Here is a 16,837-nt window from a genome sequence, read left to right on the forward strand (position 1 = left end):
GTCGATCGGAAGCCGCAGGGCCGGGACAGCGGGGCCGGGGCACGGGCCGGGGGCCGACGCGGGCGAGCGTATCCGGGGAAGCGTGATCGGCGTCCGACCTGGGAGATCATCCGGCATAACCCTCGCGTGCAACCTTAGCCATATATATGGCGTCTAACGATCATAGGTGGGGAAAGCGCACAGGGGATGAACAACGTGCACTCCGCCGAGAGATGAAAGGCCGGTGGCAGGGCGGATGCCCGCGCCACCGGCCATATGTGTTCAGAGTTGTTCCGGCCCAGAGGGGATTACGTCAGGTGCGCGCACTGGCTCGCAAGGGTAAGTCGGCCGTGGTCAGGCTGTATCGGGGGTACGACCGGCGACGGGGCAGGAAGGCCCCGCCACCCACGACGCGGCAGATCCGCATCCTGTTGCTGCACGCCAACGGGATGGGCGGCACCATCAGGACGGTGTTCAACCTGGCGAGCTACCTCGCCAAGGAGCACGACGTCGAGATCGTGAGCATCCTGAAGGAGGCCGAGCACCCGTTCTTCCCCACTGATCCGCGCGTGAAGTTCCGCTACCTGGACGACCGGCTCAAGCCCGGCCTCGACCCGTTGCGCGCGATGTTGTCGAAACTGCCGAGCAAGCTCATCCCCAAGGGAGAGACGGCCTACCACCGGTTCTCCCTGTGGACCGACCTCGCGCTCACCCGTTACATCCGCTCGCTCGGCACCGGCGTGCTGATGGGCACCCGACCAGGGCTCAACCTCGTGGTGGCCCAGTTAGCCAGGCCCGGTGTCATCACCATCGGGCAGGAGCACGTGGCTCTGCGCACCCAGGCCGAGCCGGTCCAGGAGCTGATCAAGTGGCGGTACCGCCGCCTCGACGCTCTGGTCACCCTTACCAAGGCCGACCTGCGCGACTACCGGGAGATGTTGCCGAAGCAGCCGCGCAAGCTGGTCCGCATCCCCAACGCCGTGCCGCCGATGACGGGCGAGCCGGCCAAGCTGGACGCCAAGGTGGCCGTGGCGGTCGGCAGGATGACCCGCATCAAGGGCTTCCACAGGCTCATCACCGCCTGGCAGACCGTCTCGGCGGCCCATCCCGACTGGAAACTGCGCATCTACGGCGCCGGGCCGCAGGAGGAGAGCCTGGCCCAGCAGGTCGTGGAGCTGGGCCTGCAGGACACGGTGGAGCTGCCGGGGCCCACCTCCGACGTGGGGGCGGCGCTGGAGAAGGCGTCGATCTACGTGCTCAGCTCCCGCCACGAGGGCTTCCCGATGACCATCCTGGAGGCGATGGCCAAGGGGCTGTCCATCGTGAGCTTCAACAGCCCGCACGGCCCCAAGGAGATGATCACCCACGAGGCGGACGGGCTGCTGGTCAAGCCGCGTACCAACGCCAACCTGGCGTCCTCGATCATCCGCGTCATCGAGGACGAGGGGCTGCGCCGGGACCTGGCCGCGCGTGCGCTGGAGACGGCCCGCGGCTACGACCCCGACGTCATCGGCCAGAAGTGGGACAAGCTGCTGGCCGACCTGCTGACCCGCCGCGCCGGCAGCGCACGCCGGCGCCGAGCGGCCACGAACGCCGCCCAGCATGCGCCGCGGGAACCGCGGCACGACACGAACACCGCCCATGACCCGCCGCCGGAACCGCGGCACGACACGGAGACCGCCGTCGTGGCCGGGGACGAGGCGGAGCCGGTGAACGCCCGGCTGGTCCTGGCGCCGGTAGAGGTCAAACTCCAGAGCCCGTGAGCTCCACCGGCTCGGCGATGACGTCCACGAGCGCGCCGTTGCGGTGGACGGTGATCGGCAACGGCCTTCCGATCGCGTCGGCGAACATCAGCCGCTGCAGGCTCTGCGCGTCGGCCACCGGGCTCTGTCCCGCGCTCAGCACCAGGTCGCCGGCGCGCAGCCCAGCCCGGTGGGCAGGTGAGCCCGGCACCACCTCGACGACGCGCAGCGCGCCGGACCGCCCGGTGCGCCGCCGCAGGTGCTCGGGCAGCGGCGCGGGCGAGGTCACCAGCCCCAGGAATGCCCTCCTGACCCGGCCGTCCCTGATCAGCGCGGCGATGATGGAGCGGGTTGTGGCGTTCATCGGCACGGCCAGCCCCACGCCGACGCCGGCCACCGCCGTGTTGATCCCGACCACCCGCGCCCGCGAGTCGGCCAGCGCGCCACCGGAGTTGCCGGGGTTGAGCGCGGCATCGGTCTGGATCACGTCCTCGATCAATCGCGACGCGGAGCCGCTCCGTGCGGGCAGTGAGCGGCCGAGCCCGGACACGACCCCGGCGGTCACCGACCCGGCAAGGCCCAGGGGGTTGCCGACGGCCACCACGAGTTGCCCGACCACGAGCTCGTCGGAGTCGCCCAGCTCGGCGGGCTCGGGCGTGGCCGTCCGCGCCCTGATCACCGCGAGGTCGGACAGCGGGTCACGGCCGACGACCGTGAAGTCCCCCGACGTGCCGTCGGCGAACGCGACGGTGCCGGACCGGGAGGAGCCGACCACGTGGGCGTTGGTCAGCAGGAACCCGTCGGCGGTGAACACCACCGCGGAACCGCTGCCCCTGCCGGCCCGCACACCGGCCACTGTCGGGAGTAACCCGGATGCCACAGAGGAGACGACGCGCGAATAGGCGTCAAGGGGATCCGCCATCGTGCACTCCTTTGCTTACAGGATTACACGCTAACGCCGCAGCTTCCGGTTCGTGTTCCCGGCGGATTCCGCTCAGGCCACGGCCTGCGCCAGCGCCACGCCGCAGTAGGCCGCCCCCAGCCCGGCCAGCACGCTGGCCAGCGCGTTGGTCACCGCGTGGAAGCGCGCGCCCTCCTCCACCAGCCGGACCGTCTCGTACCCGAAGGTGGAGTACGTCGTCAGCGCCCCGCAGAACCCCGTGCCCGCCAGCGCCATCACCCCGTCGCCCGCGGGCAGCGCGGCCAGGAACCCCAGCAGCGCCGACCCGGCCACGTTGACCGTCAACGTCCCCCACGGGAAGACCGTGTCGTGGCGTGCCTGCACCGCCCGGTCCATCAGGTACCGCAGCGGCGCCCCTGCCGCCGCCCCCAGCACGATCAGCAGCACCGTCATCCCCCACCGGCCCCTCGCCGCGCGTGCGCCGTCATCGCCCGCCTGGTAACCGCCGCCGTCATTTCGCCCACACCCGCCTGGCGATCGCCGCCGTCATTTCGCCCACGCCCGCGTGACACCGGCGATCCGCCTGGTCAGCCACATGCCCACGACCACCGCCGCCAGCGCCGCCAGCGGGGTGCCCACCAGGTAGACCAGCCCCGTCACCGGCGCGCCCGCCTCCACCGCCTGCCGCACGCCGTCCGTGTACGTCGAGAACGTCGTGTAGCCGCCCAGCACCCCCACTCCCAGGAACGGCCGCACGAGCCGGTGGGCCCGCCGCACCTCGGTGATCACCACCATGAGCACCCCGATCAGCAGGCATCCCGGCACGTTGACCCAGAACGTCGCCCACGGGAAGTCCGCCGGACCGGCGGGCATGACGGTCTGCACGCCGTACCGCGCCAGAGCCCCCAGCGCACCGCCGACCGCGATCACCGCGAGCACCCCGCCGCTCACCTCGGCGCGCTGCGCGGGAACGTGGAGATCGACATCCGGATCGATCGGGCGATCAGTCACGAAACACTCCCCGTGTCGGCACACCGGATGCCGGGAACCTCTCTAGACAGCCTGGGGAACCGCACGGAGGACCGGTTGAGCACGAAGGACGCGATCGCCTTCCTCGCAGGAGCCGTCATCGTCGTTTCTCTCATCAACAGTGCCAAGACCTCGCCGGCCACCGCGGCCGGCCCCCTGGGCAACGTCAGCGGGACGCTGCCCGGCCTGGCACCCATCATCTCCGATGCCGACAAGGCCGACGCGCGCACCCTCATCCGACGCCTGCGCGTCGCACGGGTCGGCCCCCACACTGGATACCGGCGAACCAGGTACGGCGGCAACTGGGCCGACGACGCCGCCGGAGTGCCGTACGCGCGCAACGGCTGCCGCACCCGTGACGACCTCTTGGCCCGCGACGGCCGCGACGTCACCTACCGGGCGGGCTCCAGTTGCGAGGTCGTCTCCATGAAGCTGACCGACCCCTACACCGGCCGGATCATCCACTGGCGTAAGTCCCGCGCCGACGAGGTGCAGGTCGACCACGTGGTGCCGCTCAACTACGGCTGGCGGATGGGCGCGCCGCGCTGGTCGATGTCCAAGCGGCTCGACTTCGCCAACGACCCGCTCAACCTGTTGCCCGTGGACGGCGACACCAACGAGGACAAGGACGCCTCGGGCCCGTCACGCTGGCTGCCGCCGCGCCGGGTCATCCGCTGTGCCTACGTCACCCGCTTCGCGCAGGTCGCACTCAAGTACGACGTGCCCGTCACCCGCGCCGACAAGAAGGCCATGCTCGCCCAGTGCCGATGACGGCTACCGCGGGTCGAGCCAGTCGAAACCGTGCTCGAACGTCTGCTCGGCCAGCACCCGCTGCCCGGCCGTGCTGGGGTGGAAGTAGTCCCACCTGCTGACGTGGTCGAGGGTGAAGGGGAAGGAGAACACCGCGCCGCCGTCGGTGCGGCAGGCGGGCCCGTACGCGGCGCACGCCCTTGCCGCCTCGTTGTTGTAGGCCATCACCCGCTCCCGCACCCTGGACCTGCGCTCCTTGTCGGCCCGCTTGACCGACCTGGGCCTGGCCAGCATGGTCTGGCAGATGCGGCCCAGCGTCCAGAACGATCGGGCGAGCGGGTGGTCCTTGCCCACGCGCCACAACCGCCGCAGGTCGGGGATGCTGGCGAGGAACACCCTCGCGCCGGGCATCCCTGCCCGCAGTTCCCGCAGCGCCCGGTCCAGCCGGGCCCGGTAGGTCGACACGGAGGTCATCTCCTGCTCGGTGCGCACGCAGGCGTCCTGGGCGCCGATGAGGATCGTCACGTAGTCGGCCTTGGCCGCCACCGCCTTCTTCACCTGCCCGAGGAGGTCGGCGCTGGTCGACCCGGGGGCGGCGAAGTTGAGGTTGTGCTTGTGGATCGTTCCCGACAAGTGCGACAGGCGCAGGTAGTGGCTGGACACCTCGCGGTGGTCGCCCGACGACCAGGAGCGTGAGGCGCAGGAGACGTACCAGCCGCAGGCGTTGAACCCGGTGGAGATCGAGTCGCCGAGCGCGGCCATGATCTCGGGCACGGGCTGGACGGCGGCTCCGGCGCGCGCGGTGCCCGCGCCGGAGCCGGAGAGGACGAGCACGGCGGCAAGGGAGGCGGAGCCCAGACGAGCGATCATGGCCCCAAGGTAGGGAGCCGATCACGGGGGTCCTATGACGTCAGGGCAAGGTCTGCCATTTCAGGACCGACTTCATATCGCCGCTTGACAGGTCCGCAGGTGGTCGGGGTGTGGCCGATGCCCCTGCGCGTGCGGGTATATCCGGGTTCGATGTCCGTAACCTCACATTCACGGGGGTCCGAGTCGAACATGTTCAGTTCCCGCATAGAGTGTCTCGGGTGAGTGTCGCGCTCGGAACAACCCGCCCGCTACCGGTTCGCACCACCCCTGTCGGCGACCCCGGTGACCTGCTGGCTTCCCTGCCCAGGACGACACCTTACGCCTGGGTCAGAAACGGCGAGGGCCTGGTCGGCTGGGGTGAGGCCGCCCGGGTCGCCGTGCCCCCAGGCCCCGGCCGGTTCGCCTGGGCCCGCCAGTGGCTGGCCACCGTCCTCGGCGACGCCCACGTCGACGACTCCGTACACGCTCCCGCCTCGGGCCCCGTCGCCTTCGGCAGCTTCACCTTCGACGAGGACGCCCGCGGCTCCGTCCTGGTCGTGCCCCGGGCCGTGCTCGGCCGGCGCGGCGGGCACGCCTGGCTCACCACGATCGGCGAGGCGCCGCTGCAGACGTTCTCCCCCGTACGCGAGCCTGGCCGCATCAGCTACGGCGACGGCAGCCTGAGCGCCCCCGAGTGGGAGCACGTCGTCGCCCGCGCCGCGCGGCGCATCCGCGACGGCGAGCTGGAGAAGGTGGTGCTGGCCCGCGACCTGCTCGCCACCGCCGAACAGCCCATCGACGTGCGGCTGCTGCTCACCCGGCTGGCACGGCGTTACCCCGAGTGCTACACGTTCTCGGTGGCGGGGCTGGTGGGGGCCACGCCCGAGCTGCTCATCCGGCGCACGGGCCAGGAGATCGAGTCGCTCGTGCTGGCCGGCACGACCCCGCGCGGCACCGGCACCGCCGACGACCTCGCCAGGGGCGCCGCGCTGTTCGCCTCGACGAAGGACCGCCACGAGCACGAGTGCGCGATCGCCTCCGTACGCGACACGCTGGCGCCGCTCTGCTCCGCGCTGATGACGCCCGACGAGCCCGAGCTGCTGATGTTGCCCAACGTCCAGCACCTGGCCAGCCACGTCACCGGCCGGCTGGCCGACGGGGCGTCGGTGCTCGACGTGGTCGCGGCCATGCACCCGACGGCGGCCGTCGGAGGCACTCCCACCGGCACCGCCATCGAGGTCATCCGCGAGCTCGAGGGCATGGACCGCGCGGGCTACGCCGGCCCCGTCGGATGGATCGACGCCAACGGCGACGGCGAGTGGGGCATCGCGCTGCGCTCGGGGCTGGTGCAGGGGCGGCGGGCGCGGTTGTTCGCCGGCGGCGGCATCATGGGCGACTCCGACCCGGCCGCCGAGCTGGCCGAGGCCCAGGCGAAGTTCCGCGTCATGCAGTACGCACTGGAGGGCTGACCACTCCGGGACGCGAAGATCCTCCCCCGACGCGCTGGAGAGCTGATCACTCCGGGACGTGGAGGTCCTCCTCCAGCGAAACGCGGGCCCGGCCGGCCGTCAGCCCGGCCACCCAGCCGGTGAACGCCGCCACCTCGTCGGCCCCCACCGCGACGGCGAAGCGGACCTCGCCCGCGTACGTCACGTCCCGCACCGTGTGGCGGGAGGCGCGCAGGTCGTTCTCCACCCGGCCGGCCTGGTCGTGCGCGACCGCCACGCGCACCAGCTTGGCCGGCACCATCCGCACCGGCTCGACCCGGTCGAGGGTCTCGGTCACCGCCGAACCGTAGGCCCGCACCAGCCCGCCCGCGCCCAGCAGGGTGCCGCCGAAATAGCGTGTCACCACCGCCACCACGTCGCTGAACCCCCTGCCCACCAGCGCCTGCACCATGGGCGTGCCCGCGGTGCCGCCCGGCTCGCCGTCGTCGTCGCCCTTCCGGACGCGCTCGCCGATGACGTAGGCCGTGCAGGTGTGGGTGGCGGACGGATGCCGCTGCCTGCGCTCGCCGATGAAGGCCGCCGCGTCCCCGACCGTGCGCGCCGGCGCCAGCGCGCAGATGAAACGCGAGCGCCGCGCCTCCGTCTCGTGCTCGACGGTGGTGGTGATGGTCAGGTACGGCGCAGGCACATCCGACAGCGTATTGCCTTCCCGCCGCGGCCCCGCGAGCTAGGGCACCGTGCCCCGGCGCTCCCCCGTCACCGGTACGGCAGGTGGCCCGTGACCGCGCCGCCGGTCCATCTCCCGCCATTCGGGCCGCAGCCCCGTCAGGCTGGTGGTGAGGCCGCAGGCGGACCCGCAGGCCAGCGACACCGGCGCCGGCCCGGCCGCCGCCACCGCGACCCCGCCCAGCAGGCCGCCCAGGGGGATGCCCGCCCAAACCAGCTACGTCTGCAGGGCGTTCACCCGGCCGAGCAGGGGCCGCGGCACCCGTTCGTACGAGATCGCTCCCAGAACGGGGTTCCCCGTCGATCGCCAACACCGTCACGATCGCCCAGAGCGGCATCGGCGGCCCGGCCGCCAGGAACGCGACACCCGCCATGACGGCCACGGCGAGCAGCAGCGGCTCGCCGCGCAGGAACGTGAAGCCCTGGCCGAACCGCCGCCAGTACCCCTCCTTCTCCCCCTGCGCCGGCGCGCGGTGTCCCATGCCGCGCGGCAACGGCAGCTCGGGCAGAACCTGAGTGATCAGCGAGACGCGCACCGCGCCCTCGGGCGCGGCCACGCCGGGCACCTCGCGCCGGTAGCGCGCGACGACCTCGCCCAGGTCCGCGCGCAGCCGCCGCCCTTCCTCCAGCGTCAGCCGCAGCGCGAAGGAGCTGAGGTCGAGGACGCGGCGCGCCACTCGCCCCGGGCGTGCTGGGTGCGCAGGTTGGACAGGGCGGCGATGGACTGCACACGCGCGGCCGCCCGTGCCTTCAGGACACGGGCGGCCGTCGCGGGCGGGTAATAAGGGGCCGTACAGGAGCGAGCGCCACCGTACGATGCCGGGCGCCTTTACGTTGTAGATCAAATGATCCCCCGATGGCACTAGGCGTACCTATGGGGTCTTTGCCCCGTCCATCCGCCCAGGGGATCGCCAGAATCGGTCAAATCTCGCCCAAATTCACTCCCGTTCCAGCTCGTGCGCCAGTTCCTCCAGCTCCGCCCCGCCGGACATGAGCGCGGTCAGCTCCTGCGTGGTGATCTCGCCCTTGCCGTACTCGCCGAGACTCGTGCCCCGGTTGAGCAGCAGGAACCGGTCCCCCACCGGGTATGCGTGGTGCGGGTTGTGGGTGATGAAGACCACGCCGAGCCCTCGGTCGCGGGCCCTGGCGATGTAGCGCAACACCACGCCCGCCTGCTTGACCCCCAGCGCCGAGGTGGGCTCGTCGAGGATGAGGACGCGGGCGCCGAAGTACACGGCCCTGGCGATGGCCACCGACTGCCGCTCACCCCCGGACAGCGTGCCGACCGGCTGGTCCACGTCGCGGATGTCGATGCCCATGGCCCGGAGTTCGTCGCGGGCCACCCGCCGGGCCTTGGCCACGTCGAAGGCCAGGCCCTTGCGCGGTTCGGAGCCGAGGAAGAAGTTCCGCCACACCGACATGAGCGGGATCATCGCCAGATCCTGGTAGACGGTGGCGATGCCGCGGTCGAGCGCCTCGCGCGGGCTGGCGAAGCTCACCTCCGCGCCGTCGACGAGCAGCGTGCCCGTGTCATGCCGGTGCACCCCGGCGAGGATCTTGATGAGCGTCGACTTGCCCGCGCCGTTGTCGCCGAGCACGCAGGTGACCTGGCCGGCCGTCACGCTCATCGACACGTCGCGCAACGCCAGCACGGAGCCGAACGTCTTGCCGATGCCGCGGGTCTCGAGAATCAATGCCGCACCTCCTCGGCGTACCGCCGGACCAGGCGGTTGGCCAGCGTCGCCAGCAGCAGCATCGCGCCGAGGAAGAACTTGAACCAGTCGGCGTCCCAGCCCAGGAACACGATGCCCTTGTCGGCCATGCCGAAGATGACCGCGCCGATGGCGGCCCCGACGGCGGAGCCGTAGCCGCCCGTGAGCAGGCAGCCGCCGATCACGGCCGCGATGATGTAGATGAACTCCTGCCCGATCCCGATGTTGGCCTGCACGGACGTGTAGCGCAGCGCCATGATCGAGCCCACCAGCCAGGCCGCGAACGCCGTGGTCATGAACAACGCGATCTTCGTCCGCGCGGCCGGCACGCCCACGGCGCGGGCGGCCTGCTCGTTGCCGCCCACCGCGAAGATCCAGTTGCCGGCCCTGGAGCGCATGAGCACCCAGGTGGCCACCGCGGTCACCAGGATCCACCACAGGATCGCCACCCGGAACGAGGTGCCGCCGATCTCGATCGTGCCCGCGAAGATCGCGTTGGCGCCCTCGAACCCCTCGGCCCGGCGCAGCCCGCTGACCTGAACGGTCCCGGTGATGGCCTTGGTGACGCCGAGGTTGATCCCCTGCAGCATGAGGAACGTGCCCAGGGTGACGATGAAGCTGGGCAGCCGCGTCCTGGTGACGATCAGGCCGTTGGCGAACCCGACGGCCAGCGCCACGACGAGGCCGACGAGCATGGCCACCCACACGTTGAGGCCGAACCGGGTGGCCAGCGTGACCAGGATCAGCCCGCTGGTGCCGGTCAGCACGCCGGCCGACAGGTCGAACTCGCCGCCGATCATCAGCAGCGCCACCGCGACCGCCATGATGCCGAGCGTGGCGGCCGGGTCGAGCCAGTTGGCGATGCCGTCCGGCGACCGGAACACCGGCGACTGGGAGGCGAAGAACACGAACACCACGACCAGGCCGACCACCGCGCCCAGCTCGGGCCTGATCAGCAGCCGCCGGACCGCTCCGGCGTTCACCATCCGGTCGTCGGCCCGGGCCTGCGCGCCCGTCATGCGGCCTCCCCGGCGGACGGCGTCATCGGGAGCCCGCCTCGGCCAGCTTGGACACCTGCTCGGCGTTGTCCTTGGTGACGAAGCCCGGCCCGGTGTTGACCGGCAGGCCGCCGCCCACGGTGTTGAGGTTGGTCTTGTACAGGTTCAGGAACGTGATCGGCAGGTAGCCCTGCAGGTACTGCTGCTGGTCCACGGCGAACAGGATCTCGTCCGCCTTGATCGCGTCGACCACGTCGGCCGACAGGTCGAACGTGGCCAGCTTGGCCTGCGAGCCGGAGTCGGCGATCGCGTCCCTGGCGGCGACCGCGATGGCCGGGTTGAGCGCCAGCACGCCGTTGACCTGCTGGTCCGACTGGAGTTTCGCGGTGATCTTGGACGTCACGTCGGCCAGGTTGCTGATGTCCACCTGCAGCCGCTCGACCGTGCCGCCCAGCGTCTCCTCCGCGCCCTTGCAGCGCTGGTCGAGGCCCACGTTGCCGGCCTCGTGGACGACGCAGACCAGCTTGGTGACGCCGGCCGCCTTGAGCTGCTCACCCGCGCCGCGCCCGGCGACGTCCTCCGACTGGCCGACGTGGGTGAGGGCGCCGAACGCCTTGGACGACTCGGCGCCCGAGTTGATCGTCACCACCGGGATCTTCGCCGCGACCGCCTTGCCGACGGCCTCCTTCAGCGCGTCGGGGTTGGCCATGGAGACCACGATGCCGTCCACCTTCCCGGAGACGGCCTGGTCGATGAGCTGCGACTGTCTGGCGGGATCGCCGTCGCCCTGGTAGGTCACCTGCACGCCGTACTGCTCGCCCGCGGCCTCCGCGCCGTTCTTGACCACGTCCCAGAAGGAGTCGCCTGGCGCTCCGTGGGTGATGACCGCGAAACTCGCGTCACCACCCCCGGCCGCGCCGGCGGACGAGGCGGGCGGGGCGCTCTGCGCGCTCTCCCCTCCCGAGGAGCAACCTGTCATGGCAAGCGCGCCCACCAGGGCCAGCACGATCGGGGTACGTCTCACAGGACACCTCCAAGACCAACGGGCTAGCCATGGTTCTACCTCAATGTCAACTCTATGTATAGACATGCGGACTAATGCGGCGATCATCTCCCGCTTGCGGGGGACGTCCTACGCCGGGCCACGTCGGCCCTCGAGACCTTCCTCGACCGCGTCGCCCGGTGTCAGGCACGTCTCCCCGTCTACGGGGAAGAAGGGATCAGGCGAGGAGCGGCGTGAGGGAGCGGCGGGCCCGTTCCAGGCGTCCCGCGCTCTCCTCGTCGCCGCCGAGGCGGTGGCGGAGCCAGGCCAGCACCGCGGGCATCAGCGTGGCGAGGTGTTCGGAGGCGCAGTGCGCCGCGTCGCGGACGAGCCACACGGTCGCGTTCGGGTCGCAGCCGAACACCGCGGTGTCCTCCACCGGAACGTACGGGTCGGACGTGCCGTTGGCGGCCAGCAGCGGCACGTGGAGCGCGGCGTCGAGCAGCCCCTGGCGGCGCAGCGAGAACGCGGCGGCGAAGCGGGCGGCGTCTTCGGGACCGGGCAGGGCCGGCAGGCCGAGGGCGTGGGCCACGATGCCGGGCATCGCGCCGGGCAGGGTGGTGAGGTCGGGGGCGTGATCGGCGGCTCCGACCGGCCCGCCGATGCCGGCGGCGGCGTCCACCCGGCCGGTGAGCGCGAGCTTGGCGGCCCAGTGCCCGCCGAAGCTGATGCCGAGGAACGCGGTGCGGCGGGCTCCGGTGTGCTCGGCGATCCGCTGGACGGCGGCCGCCAGGATGGTGTCGGCGTCGGCGGCCAGGGGCACCCGCGACTCCCCCGTGCCCGGCATGTCGAGCACGGCCACGGTCACGCCGGAGCCCGCCGCCGCCGCGGTGCGGTGCAGCTCGACCTTCCAGGTGTCCACGCCGCCGCAGACGACGAGGAGCGGCGCGCCGGCCGCGCCGGGGAAGAGGTGCGCCGTGACGGGTGTCGTGCCGGAGCGGTAGGGCACCTCACCGGTCCACCGTCCCGCGCGGACCGCCCTGCCGTAACACTCCAGTGCAAGGGAATAGAACGGAACCGTACGTTCCCGTATGATGGCAGTATGACCAGCGCACCCATGAGCGGCCGCAAGGCCCAGGCCGCACGCAACGACGAGCTGATCCTCCAGGCCGCCAGGGCGGTGTTCACCGCCGACCCCGGCGCCCCCATAGCGGCCGTGGCCGAGAAGGCGGGCGTCGGGATCAGCGCACTCTACCGCCGTTATCCCAGCAAGGAGGCCCTGCTGCAGAAGCTCTGCGGCGACGGGCTGAAGCTCTACATCGAGGTCACCGAGCGGGCGCTGGCCGAGGAGGGCGACGCGTGGGAGGCTTTCGCCGGCTACCTGCGCGGCATCGTCGACGCCGACACCAACTCGCTGACGATCAAGCTGGCCGGCACCTTCCACCCGACGGAGGAGCTCCACCACGACGCCGCCAGGTCCGGCGCCCTGGCCACGGAGATCCATCGCCGCACGGTCGAGGCGGGCGCGCTGCGGCCCGACGTGACGGTCGCCGACATCGCGCTGCTGCTGGAGCAGATCGCCTCGATCAGGCTGGGTGACGAGAAGCGCACCGCGCAGCTGCGCCACCGCTTCCTCGCACTGGCGACGGACGCGCTGAGGGTGCCGCCCGGCCACCGTGAGCTGCCCGGCCCGCCACCCGAGGACGAGGAGCTCTCGGCCCGCTGGAGCCCGGGCTAGTCCCGCCTAGTCCTCGCCGGGCTTCCAGCCGAAGACGTAGGCCATCACGAAGGCGAGCAGACCGGTCGCCCCCGCCGCCACGGTCATCGCCAGGCCCAGCGCGGACACCACGCCGGAGACCAGGCCAGGACTTCCGGCGGCGAGGCCGACCGCCTGGGTGAGCACGACGACGACCCCGAGGGCGAGGAACAGCACCAGTCCGATCTTGAACAGGACCATGGTCACGGTCTTGACGGCGTTCACGATGTGACTTCCTCTCAGATCGGCAGCGCGCCGGTCGCCACCAGCACGCCGATGACCAGGGTCGGGATGACGAACCAGACGATCAGCCGGACGAACGTCCTGGCCGGGTCCACCTGGGCGATGCCGCAGGCGATGTAGATGGGGGCCGCGCCCGGCGGGGACGCCCCCTCCGTCGAGGCGAAGATCATGACGGCGGTGGCCGCGGCCGCGGGGTCCATCCCGGCCGCGGTCAGCGCGCTGAAGGCCACCCCGCCGACCGCGGCGATCGTCGCGGTGGAGGTCAGCGGCGCGGCGACGACCACGATCAGCAGGCCGACCAGGGTGGCGATGACCACGGCGGGGGCGTCGAGCGCCTGCATGATCGCGGTCAGCTGCTCGACCAGGCCCAGCTCGCCCAGGGTGGCGGCGGCCGCGAAGGCGAAGAACAGCGTCGCGCCGATGACCGCGTACCTGGGACCCATGTCGGCGAGCAGCTCGCTCCAGGCGCGGACGGTGCGCGGCAGCCGCTTCCACGCCACCGCGAGGGTGACCAGCACCGTCAGCACGGGGATCCACACCACGATGCTGACGTCGTCGGCCGCCTCCCCCACCTGCGACTCCATCAGCTTCACGCCGAAGTCCAGGGTCATCAGCACCGGGATGACGATGCCCGCGTACACCAGCAGCGACGTCCATCCGGCCCGCAGCGCGGCACGCAGCGGGACGATGTCGGCCGCGTCGGTGGCGGCGATGTTGTGCCGCCGCACCCAGAGGAACACCAGCACGAACCGGTACGCCACCGTCCACAACCCGCCCACCAGCGCGGGCACGAACAGCTGGTCGGCGGTCAGCACGGGCGCCACGGCGGCGGAGCCGAGCAGCAGGAAGATCGACGAGCTCGGCGGGATCGAGATGCCGAGCCCGGCGTTGCCCGCGACCAGCGAGGCCGCCAGGTCGGGCCGCCAGCCCGACCTGGTCATCCACGGGATGGTCACCGACCCCACGGACGCGGCGATGCCGGACCCCGAGCCCGACGGCCCGCCGAGCAGGGCCGCCGCCGAGGTGGAGACGTATCCGGCGCCGCCGCGCAGCCGGCCGAAGACGGAGTTCAGCACGGTGACCTGCTCCTGGATGAGCCCCAGTCTGGTGAGCAGGTAACCCATGAACACGAACGCCAGCGCGGCGAAGACGACCTCCTCGGCCAGCGCTTCGGTGATGCCCGCCCAGGCCAGGCCGAAGAACTCGGTGCCGCCGAACAGGCAGATGGCGACGAACCCGAGGAGCATCGCCTCACCGATGCCGCGTTTCAGCACGCCGTTCCAGACGACGATGATGGCGATGTAGGCGACGAGCGCCCATACGGCGATTCCCATCAGAGCCTCCTGAGGGCGTCGCCTTCAGGCGAGGCGGGAATCGGGAGCGGGAGGGCCGCCAAGGCCCGGGCGTGCAGTGGCAGAGCCTCAGCCATTGTCGCCACCTCCGGATCAAATTGAGCTTGTGCTTTCGGGCATCGGTCAGGGCTTGGCCGTCGTCTCCCGCGCAAGCGGGGCGAGAAGCCGCTCCCTTCAGGGAGCGGAGGAGTCACGGCGGGATTCCTCCAGTGGGGGGTAGGGGGACGGTTCCACACGTTCCGGACGGCGGACCGCGGACGAGGGTCCGGGGTCAGCCGTCCGTGGACGGCGGGTCGGCGAGCCTGCGGGCCAGGGCCACGGTGCGGCGGGCCCTGGCGACGATCGGGGCGTCCACGAAACGGCCGTCGGGCAGCGCGATCGCCCCCGTGTCGGTCCGCTCGGCCCGCTCGGCGGCCTCGACGATCTCGGCGGCTCTGGCCACCTCCTCGTCGTCCGGGCGGAAGGCCTGCCCGATCACGGGGATCTGGCGGGGGTGGATCGCGGTTCTGCCGAACAGGCCGAGCGCGCGGCCGGCCCGGCAGGAGGCCAGCAGGCCGGCCTCGTCCTTGACGTTCGGGTAGACGGACATGGGCACCGGCGGCAGTCCCGCCGCGGCGGCGGCCAGCACGACCTGGAGCCTGAGGTGGTTCATGGCGTGCTCGTCGGTGACGGCCAGCTCGGCGGCCAGGTCCTGCTCGCCGAGCGCGACGCCGGCGACGCGCGGGTGGGCGGCGATCTCGCGGGCGGCGACGATCCCGGCCGCCGACTCCAGCAGCGCGTACACGGGCGCCCCGGCGTTCCCGTCGAGCCCACTCCTGGGCCCACTCCTGGGCCCACTCCTGGGCCCACCACCGAGTACGGTGTCGAGCATGGCGGGCGATTCGACCTTGGGCAGCCGTATGCCGTCGGCCCGTTCGGCGACCGCCTCCAGATCGGCCCGGCCGCGCCCGGTCGCCAGGTCGTTGACCCGGACGTGCACCTCCGCGCCGGACGGGCCGTCCCCACGGGAGCGCAGGTAGGCGACGGCGTTGGCGCGGGCCTCGTCCTTGCGGGCGGGCGCGACCGCGTCCTCGAGGTCGAGGATCACCACGTCGGCTCCGGACGCCACCGCCTTGCCGAACCGCTCGGGCCGGTCGCCGGGAACGTACAGCCAGGTCACGGGCGGGTTCACGCGATCACCCCGGCTTCGCGCAGCGCCGCGATCCGCTCGTCCGGATAGCCGAGCCCCGCGAGCACCTCGTCGGTGTCCCTGCCCAGGGGCCGGCCCGGCCAGCGGATCTCGCCGGGCGTGTCCGACATGCGGAACAACACGTTCTGCATGGTGACCGTGCCGAGCTCCTCGTCCGGCACGTCCACGAACGTGGTCAGCGCCGCGTACTGCGGGTCGCTCGCGACATCGGAGACGTCGTAGATGGGCGCGACCGCGGCCTGCACCTCCTCGAAGCGGGCGATGACCTCGTCGGCGTCCCGCGCGGCGATCCACGAGGCGACCGCCTCGTCCAGCTCGTCGACGTGCCGCACCCGCCCGTGCCCGCTGGCGAACCACGGCTGCTCGACGAGGTCGGGCCGTCCCACGAGGGTCATCACCCGCTCGGCGATCGGCTGCGCGCTGGTGGAGATGGCCAGCCAGCGGCCGTCGCGGGTGCGGTAGGTGTTGCGGGGGGCGTTGCTGGTGGAGCGGTTGCCGGTGCGCTCGGGCACGATCCCGAGCGCCTTGTACGCGCTCACCTGCGGCCCCAGCAGGCCGAGGATGGGCTCGATGATGGCCAGGTCGATGACCTGCCCGCGGCCGGTGCGCTCGCGGGCCCGCAGCGCCACCATGATCGCGTACGACATGGCCAGGCCGGCGATGCCGTCGGCGAGGGCCAGCGGCGGCAGCGTCGGCGGACCGTCGGGCTGGCCGGTCATGGCCGCGAACCCGCTCATGGCCTCGGCCAGCGTCCCGAACCCCGGCCGCGCGGACATCGGCCCGAACTGCCCGAAGCCGGTCATCCGCGCGACGATCAGCCGCGGGTTGAGCCGCAGGAGGTCGTCGGGGGCCAGGTTCCAGCGCTCCAGGGTGCCGGGGCGGAAGTTCTCGATCAGCACGTCGGACCGCTCGGCCAGGCGGCGCAGGATCTCCTGCCCCTCGGCCTGCGACAGGTCGACGGCCGCGTTGCGCTTGTTGCGCGACAACGTCTTCCACCACAGCCCCACGCCGTCCACGGAGGCGCCGTGCCCGCGTGAGGGGTCGCCGCGGCGGGGATGCTCGATCTTGATCACATCGGCGCCGAAGTCGCCCAGCATCATCGCGGCGGAGGGACCGGCGAACAGCGTCGCCGCGTCGATGACCCGCAGGTCGGCGAGGCTTGTCATGGGAATGTAACTTAT

General features: G+C 71.9%; 18 protein-coding genes. 5 read left to right on the forward strand and 13 right to left on the reverse strand.

The genetic code is table 11. The annotated features are described in order from the left end of the window. The first annotated feature begins 296 nt into the window (after window positions 1-296). Window positions 297-1,742, forward strand: a complete 1,446-nt coding sequence (locus tag E1294_RS23135) for a glycosyltransferase family 4 protein (protein WP_246083208.1) — start codon at window positions 297-299, stop codon at window positions 1,740-1,742. Here the strand turns inward: E1294_RS23135 and E1294_RS23140 are convergent. The 3 genes from E1294_RS23140 to crcB (E1294_RS23150) form a co-directional block, all read right to left on the reverse strand. Next, a complete protein-coding gene (locus E1294_RS23140; protein ID WP_132511412.1) occupies window positions 1,723-2,643 on the reverse strand; it encodes a S1C family serine protease in 921 nt (306 codons plus the stop codon). The genes E1294_RS23135 and E1294_RS23140 overlap by 20 nt on opposite strands. Window positions 2,644-2,715: 72 nt before the next feature. After that, window positions 2,716-3,075, reverse strand: coding sequence for a fluoride efflux transporter CrcB (crcB, locus tag E1294_RS23145; protein ID WP_132511414.1), 360 nt, complete (start codon window positions 3,073-3,075; stop codon window positions 2,716-2,718). Window positions 3,076-3,168: 93 nt separating this feature from the next. Continuing rightward, the gene (crcB, locus tag E1294_RS23150) at window positions 3,169-3,633 is read right to left on the reverse strand and encodes a fluoride efflux transporter CrcB (protein ID WP_132511416.1); all 465 of its coding nucleotides are present in this window, start codon (window positions 3,631-3,633) and stop codon (window positions 3,169-3,171) included. A 75-nt stretch (window positions 3,634-3,708) separates the two neighbouring features. Between crcB (E1294_RS23150) and E1294_RS23155 the strand changes: the two genes are divergently transcribed. After that, window positions 3,709-4,422 carry an HNH endonuclease family protein gene (locus E1294_RS23155; protein ID WP_132511418.1) on the forward strand — a complete coding sequence of 238 codons (714 nt, stop codon included), beginning with the start codon at window positions 3,709-3,711 and terminating at the stop codon, window positions 4,420-4,422. A gap of 3 nt (window positions 4,423-4,425) precedes the next feature. Here the strand turns inward: E1294_RS23155 and E1294_RS23160 are convergent, their stop codons facing one another. Next, complete coding sequence (locus E1294_RS23160; RefSeq protein ID WP_132511420.1) at window positions 4,426-5,271, reverse strand: SGNH/GDSL hydrolase family protein; 846 nt, start codon at window positions 5,269-5,271, stop codon at window positions 4,426-4,428. A 218-nt stretch (window positions 5,272-5,489) separates the two neighbouring features. Here E1294_RS23160 and E1294_RS23165 point away from each other — a divergent pair, with 218 nt between their 5' ends. Continuing rightward, window positions 5,490-6,719 carry an isochorismate synthase gene (locus E1294_RS23165; RefSeq protein WP_132511422.1) on the forward strand — a complete coding sequence of 410 codons (1,230 nt, stop codon included), beginning with the start codon at window positions 5,490-5,492 and terminating at the stop codon, window positions 6,717-6,719. A 46-nt stretch (window positions 6,720-6,765) separates the two neighbouring features. Here E1294_RS23165 and E1294_RS23170 read toward each other — a convergent pair whose 3' ends face one another. After that, window positions 6,766-7,386, reverse strand: coding sequence for an IMPACT family protein (locus E1294_RS23170; protein WP_132511424.1), 621 nt, complete (start codon window positions 7,384-7,386; stop codon window positions 6,766-6,768). A 145-nt stretch (window positions 7,387-7,531) separates the two neighbouring features. On the opposite strand from E1294_RS23170, the gene E1294_RS23175 reads away from it, so the two are divergent. Then, window positions 7,532-8,206, forward strand: a complete 675-nt coding sequence (locus tag E1294_RS23175) for a hypothetical protein (RefSeq protein WP_132511427.1) — start codon at window positions 7,532-7,534, stop codon at window positions 8,204-8,206. Window positions 8,207-8,362: 156 nt separating this feature from the next. Here the strand turns inward: E1294_RS23175 and E1294_RS23180 are convergent, their stop codons facing one another. The 4 genes from E1294_RS23180 to E1294_RS23195 all read right to left on the reverse strand — a co-directional run bounded on the left by E1294_RS23180 (window position 8,363) and on the right by E1294_RS23195 (window position 12,125). Continuing rightward, window positions 8,363-9,118, reverse strand: a complete 756-nt coding sequence (locus E1294_RS23180; protein ID WP_132511430.1) for an ATP-binding cassette domain-containing protein — start codon at window positions 9,116-9,118, stop codon at window positions 8,363-8,365. Beyond that, window positions 9,115-10,155 carry an ABC transporter permease gene (locus E1294_RS23185; protein ID WP_132511432.1) on the reverse strand — a complete coding sequence of 347 codons (1,041 nt, stop codon included), beginning with the start codon at window positions 10,153-10,155 and terminating at the stop codon, window positions 9,115-9,117. Before E1294_RS23185 ends, E1294_RS23180 begins: the two co-directional genes overlap by 4 nt. Before the next feature lie 22 nt (window positions 10,156-10,177). Continuing rightward, a complete protein-coding gene (locus E1294_RS23190) occupies window positions 10,178-11,158 on the reverse strand; it encodes a sugar ABC transporter substrate-binding protein (RefSeq protein ID WP_220447892.1) in 981 nt (326 codons plus the stop codon). A 196-nt stretch (window positions 11,159-11,354) separates the two neighbouring features. Continuing rightward, complete coding sequence (locus tag E1294_RS23195; RefSeq protein ID WP_165977434.1) at window positions 11,355-12,125, reverse strand: alpha/beta fold hydrolase; 771 nt, start codon at window positions 12,123-12,125, stop codon at window positions 11,355-11,357. 93 nt (window positions 12,126-12,218) lie between these two features. On the opposite strand from E1294_RS23195, the gene E1294_RS23200 reads away from it, so the two are divergent. Next, window positions 12,219-12,854 carry a TetR/AcrR family transcriptional regulator gene (locus E1294_RS23200; protein WP_246083209.1) on the forward strand — a complete coding sequence of 212 codons (636 nt, stop codon included), beginning with the start codon at window positions 12,219-12,221 and terminating at the stop codon, window positions 12,852-12,854. A 6-nt stretch (window positions 12,855-12,860) separates the two neighbouring features. On the opposite strand, the gene E1294_RS23205 is transcribed toward E1294_RS23200, so the two are convergent. The 4 genes from E1294_RS23205 to E1294_RS23220 all read right to left on the reverse strand — a co-directional run bounded on the left by E1294_RS23205 (window position 12,861) and on the right by E1294_RS23220 (window position 16,822). Beyond that, entirely contained in the window at window positions 12,861-13,097 is a 237-nt protein-coding gene (locus E1294_RS23205) for a hypothetical protein (protein WP_132511434.1), read from the reverse strand. A gap of 14 nt (window positions 13,098-13,111) precedes the next feature. Continuing rightward, window positions 13,112-14,449, reverse strand: a complete 1,338-nt coding sequence (locus E1294_RS23210; RefSeq protein WP_132511436.1) for a TRAP transporter large permease subunit — start codon at window positions 14,447-14,449, stop codon at window positions 13,112-13,114. Between the two features lie 289 nt (window positions 14,450-14,738). Continuing rightward, window positions 14,739-15,638 carry an HpcH/HpaI aldolase/citrate lyase family protein gene (locus E1294_RS23215; protein WP_132511438.1) on the reverse strand — a complete coding sequence of 300 codons (900 nt, stop codon included), beginning with the start codon at window positions 15,636-15,638 and terminating at the stop codon, window positions 14,739-14,741. After that, a complete protein-coding gene (locus E1294_RS23220; RefSeq protein ID WP_132511440.1) occupies window positions 15,635-16,822 on the reverse strand; it encodes a CaiB/BaiF CoA transferase family protein in 1,188 nt (395 codons plus the stop codon). Before E1294_RS23220 ends, E1294_RS23215 begins: the two co-directional genes overlap by 4 nt. Window positions 16,823-16,837: the final 15 nt, after the last annotated feature.

It is taken from the genome of Nonomuraea diastatica (genome assembly GCF_004349015.1).
In the GTDB taxonomy this organism is placed as follows: Bacteria; Actinomycetota; Actinomycetes; order Streptosporangiales; family Streptosporangiaceae; genus Nonomuraea; species Nonomuraea diastatica.